The organism is Emticicia sp. (genome assembly GCF_049241225.1).
In the GTDB taxonomy this organism is placed as follows: Bacteria; Bacteroidota; Bacteroidia; order Cytophagales; family Spirosomataceae; genus Emticicia.
This window is the reverse complement of the sequence record NZ_JBMLRC010000497.1, coordinates 1-4,247: the sequence shown is the minus strand read 5'-3', so window position 1 is coordinate 4,247 and position 4,247 is coordinate 1. Positions and strand designations below refer to the sequence as shown.

The following is a 4,247-nucleotide window of genomic DNA, read 5'->3' as shown; positions in this document are numbered from 1 at the left end:
ATTTCCTTTTTTTGTACTGGCGTGAAGTGTGAATTGACTAATAAGCAGGATATTTCCATCAACTGATTTAATATCTAAATTCATTTTACCTTCCTCATCGCCAAATACTCGTAGGCCTACGATTTTCTTCGATAACCACTCAATATCCTCTTGGTTATCTGTGTGAGTTATTCCCATCAAAATCATGAAACCTAAGCCAATTTGGCTTTTTATTTCATTTTCAATCGTAACAGATGCTTGAGTAACTCTTTGTATTACTGCAATCATGGTAAATTATTTTTGCTGTAAAGCATTTGAAAAACTCTCTATCTTTTTAATTAATTCTTCGTTTGATGGAAAAAAATCCTTTAGTTCATTAGGAAGCGTTTTAGTAAGCGAATAGGTAGCCACTCCTATAGGCTTATTTACATCTTGCAAAGCAAAATCCACGGTTGTTCGGCTCTTGCTTTTGCAAATAATGATGCCAATACTTGGATTTTCGTATGATTTCTTAATTTTATTATTTAGTAATGACAAATAGAAATTCATCTTTCCAGCATATTCTGGCTTAAATTCATCAATTTTCAAATCAATGGCAATCAAGGACTGAATACCTCTATGATATAGTAAAATATCAATTTTGTAATCTTTCCCTTCTAAATCAATCACAAACTGATTGCCAATAAAAGAGAAATCACCGCCCATTTCAATCAAAAACTTTCTTATATCATTGATGAGTGCCTGCTCCAATTCATACTCAGAATGTTCATCTGCCAACTCTAAGAAATCAAATGTGTATTCATCTTTTACCGCTAATGCAGCTTGCTTATTAATGTTATCGGGAAGTGTTTTATCAAAGTTTTGCTGACTTAAAACTACTTTCTGATACGTTTGTAATTCAATTTTATGAATCAATACATTTTTCGACCAACCGAAATTTCTGACTTGATTGATATAAAATAGCCTTTCGGTTTCGTCTTTACATTTTTCAAAAATTATAAAGTTGTGCGACCAGCCAATTTCTCGCACCAGTGGTGCGAGAATTATGTTTTGATAATAAGCAAGATAAAACGCTCTCATTCGCCATAAATTTGCGGCCGACATTCCCATCATTCCTTGAAACTCTTTTTGCAAATCAGTAGCAAGGTTTTCGACGACCGACTTTCCCCATTTATACAATTCTTGGCGTTCGACAATCATCTTGCCTAAATCCCAGTAAAGTTGTATTTGCTCTTGGTTGACAGCTTTTAAAGCTTTTATTTGTCCTTGTCTAACTCTGTTTACAGCATCAGTAACGAGTTGTTGGTAGGCTAAAGTTTCTTTTTCTATATCCATAAAACAGCAAAAGTTTTTGTAAAAATCTCATTTATCTATTATCTCACTTCTTTTGTCAAAAACCTACAAATGCAAGAGCAAATTGGCAATCATCAGATAAGTGCCAATGCCGATAATATCGTTGGCAGTTGTGATAAATGGTCCCGAAGCAATAGCTGGATTAATGCCGAGTCTGTCGAGCAAAAGTGGTGTGACTGTACCAGTAAAAGAAGCCAAAACCACCACCGAAAGTAATGACAAACACACCACAAAAAACAGTTGAGTTTCGCCACTGACATAAATATAAAGACCTGCCAATGAGCCAATTATCAAACCATTGACGAGAGCAACCAAGATAATCTTGAATAAACGCTGACCCAGGCTGGTCGTAATTCCCGACTTCTCGGCCAAACTCTGAACAATCAAAGAAGAGGTCTGAATGCCCACATTTCCACCCGTCGAACCCATGATTGGAATAAAAGCTGCCAATGCTGCTACTTTTTTGAACTCATCTTCAAAACTTCCGATAACCGTAGCAGCTAATAAACTACCAATTACGCCCACAATCAACCACGGCAAACGAGCTTTTGCTAATTGCCAAACGCTATCATCTTCTTCGGCCTCACCCGTGATACCCGCCATTACCTGAATATCCTCTTCGGCTTTATCGGTAATGAAATCGACCACGTCATCAATCGTGATTCGGCCTAACAAACGTCCCAAGGTATTCACAACAGGAATCGCATCAAGGTCATAGCGTTGCATGATTTCGGCTACTTCTTCGGCAGGGCGAGTGGTTTCTACATAAACTATATCTTCATCTAAAATATTCTCAATTTTGGTGTTTTTACGAGCCAAAATAATGCGTTTCAACGAAACAATTCCTTTCAATTTTTGCTCATCGTCAACCACATAAACGGCATAAACTTTCTCTACATCTTCGGCCTGGCGACGAATTTCTTCCACACATTCACTAACCGTCCAATTGGCATTTACTTTTATCAACTCTTTCTGCATTAAACCGCCCGCCACATCTTCTGGATAGTGCAGCATATCTAAGATAAATCGTGCTTGTTCGCGGTCTTCGATGAGTGCAATTACCTTTTCTCGTACTTCAATGGTTTGCTCATTGAGTAAATCGACGGCATCATCAGAATCAAAAAGATTGACGTATTTGGCAATTTCTTCGACCGTAAAACGCTCTTTGATAAAACGTTTGCGGTCGTCTGGCTCAATGTGCGACAAGATTTCGGCACCCATCTCAGTATCGACGAGTGTCATCAGATAATGAGCGGGTTCACCATCAAGTTCGAGTAATATACTGGCAATATCGGCAGGATACAACTCTTCCATCTCGGCCTTGAGCAAGGTTTCGTCTTTTTGCTCAATGGCAGTTTCTATTTTCTCTAAATACTCTTTGGTTAGCTCGAAAGTTGTCATTTTCAGTCTTTCAGTTTATTGTTCTTAGTCGGCTGTTTTTACTTTTTTTGTCTTTGAGTATGAGACTTTTACTAAGCATTTTCGGCAAATAAATTGGTCAATAAGATAAAATCAGCCACACTTAGTTGTTCGGCACGTTTGTTCAGCAAATCATGCTCAAAATTCAAACCCAGCGGCTTGAGTGCATTGCGGAGTGTCTTACGTCGTTGATTAAAACCAGCCTTTACTACCTGCACAAATTTCTTTTCGTTGCAATCCAGTTTCTCTACGCTATTTCTCTTCAAACGAATAATGCCCGAATCAACCTTTGGTGGTGGAATAAAGGCCTCTGGATAAACCGTAAAACTATATTCAATATCATAATAAGCCTGTAAAAACACACTCAAAATACCATAATCTTTCTTACCCGGCCCCGAAGCAATGCGTTGAGCCACTTCCTTCTGAAGCATACATACAATTTCTTGCACCAAATCTTTATGCTCTAAAACCTTGAAGAATATCTGCGAAGAAATATTATAAGGCAAGTTTCCGATGATGCCAAAAGGCTCGTTTTCAGTACCGAAAATCTTACTCAGATTCATTTGCAAGAAATCTTCTGAGAAAATACGGCCTCTGAGCATCGGGAAATGCTCGTTGAGGTAAGTCACAGACTCACGGTCTATTTCTACTACAAAAGTCTCGCAGTCAGTTCTTTGTAATAAATATTGGGTCAAAACGCCCATTCCTGGGCCTATTTCCAATACTTTTTTGTATCCACCGTGCAGCGATTGCAGATTAACGATTTTCTGTGCAGCATCTAAATCTTTCAAGAAATGCTGGCCAAGGTGTTTTTTTGCTTTTACTTTTTCCATAAGCCAAAATTACGTCTTTTTCTGGTAGAATTGGTAAAAATGGATTATTGAAAACGTTAAATTATAGTTTATTTACCACGGAGGCACAGATTTTAAGATTTACACAGAATCCGCTCCGTGAAAATCCGTGTTCTCCGTATCTCCGTGGTAAATAAAATTGTCGAGTAAAAATGCTCATTTATAGGCTTCTAAGTATCAGATGTAGATTTATTGATAAAATCTCAGCATTGATTACGTAATTTGTAATATCCTATCTATTCAAAACTCAATCTATGAAATCTTTTTTACTCGCTTTTAGTCTAATTTTCTTTTCTCAAAATCTTCTTTTTGCCCAAGTGGGCAGCAAAGCTCAAGTGAAAGGAATTGTGGTTGATGCCATCACTAACGAGCCATTGAGTTTTGCGAGTATTCGTATTTCTAATAGTACTGATAATAAACTCATTACGGGAAACATAACCAACGATAAAGGCGAGTTTTCGATTCCTGCACCTTTTGGAAATTATGTAGTTGAGGTTGAGTATATGGGGTATAAAAACACCAAAACTGCCAGTTTTTCGGTTACAAAAGAAAATCCAACGCAAGATTTTGGTAATATAAAACTTGAATCGTCGGCCAATGCCTTGAAAGAAGTAGTAGTACAAGCTGAAAAGAGTTCGATGGAAA

Annotated in this window: 5 protein-coding genes; 1 reads left to right on the top strand and 4 read right to left on the bottom strand. The window is 37.5% G+C overall.

From position 1 onward, the window contains the following. The 4 genes from dtd to rsmA form a co-directional block, all read right to left on the bottom strand. The coding region (dtd, locus tag ACOVO2_RS25810; RefSeq protein WP_421772747.1) for a D-aminoacyl-tRNA deacylase at positions 1-267 on the bottom strand (267 nt) is incomplete at its 3' end. 6 nt (positions 268-273) lie between these two features. Beyond that, positions 274-1,314, bottom strand: a complete 1,041-nt coding sequence (locus tag ACOVO2_RS25805; protein ID WP_421772746.1) for a PDDEXK nuclease domain-containing protein — start codon at positions 1,312-1,314, stop codon at positions 274-276. Positions 1,315-1,377: 63 nt separating this feature from the next. Further along, a complete protein-coding gene (gene mgtE / locus ACOVO2_RS25800) occupies positions 1,378-2,733 on the bottom strand; it encodes a magnesium transporter (protein WP_421772745.1) in 1,356 nt (451 codons plus the stop codon). A 71-nt stretch (positions 2,734-2,804) separates the two neighbouring features. After that, positions 2,805-3,584, bottom strand: a complete 780-nt coding sequence (gene rsmA, locus ACOVO2_RS25795) for a 16S rRNA (adenine(1518)-N(6)/adenine(1519)-N(6))-dimethyltransferase RsmA (protein ID WP_421772744.1) — start codon at positions 3,582-3,584, stop codon at positions 2,805-2,807. A 272-nt stretch (positions 3,585-3,856) separates the two neighbouring features. On the opposite strand from rsmA, the gene ACOVO2_RS25790 reads away from it, so the two are divergent. Next, positions 3,857-4,247: carboxypeptidase-like regulatory domain-containing protein (locus ACOVO2_RS25790; protein ID WP_421772743.1), on the top strand; the 391-nt coding region annotated here is incomplete at its 3' end.

Coding starts and splice junctions, on each gene's coding strand:
- ACOVO2_RS25805 (WP_421772746.1), bottom strand. CDS start 1,314: ATGGATATAGAAAAAGAAACTTTAGCCTACCAACAACTCGTTACTGAT.
- mgtE (WP_421772745.1), bottom strand. CDS start 2,733: ATGACAACTTTCGAGCTAACCAAAGAGTATTTAGAGAAAATAGAAACT.
- rsmA (WP_421772744.1), bottom strand. CDS start 3,584: ATGGAAAAAGTAAAAGCAAAAAAACACCTTGGCCAGCATTTCTTGAAA.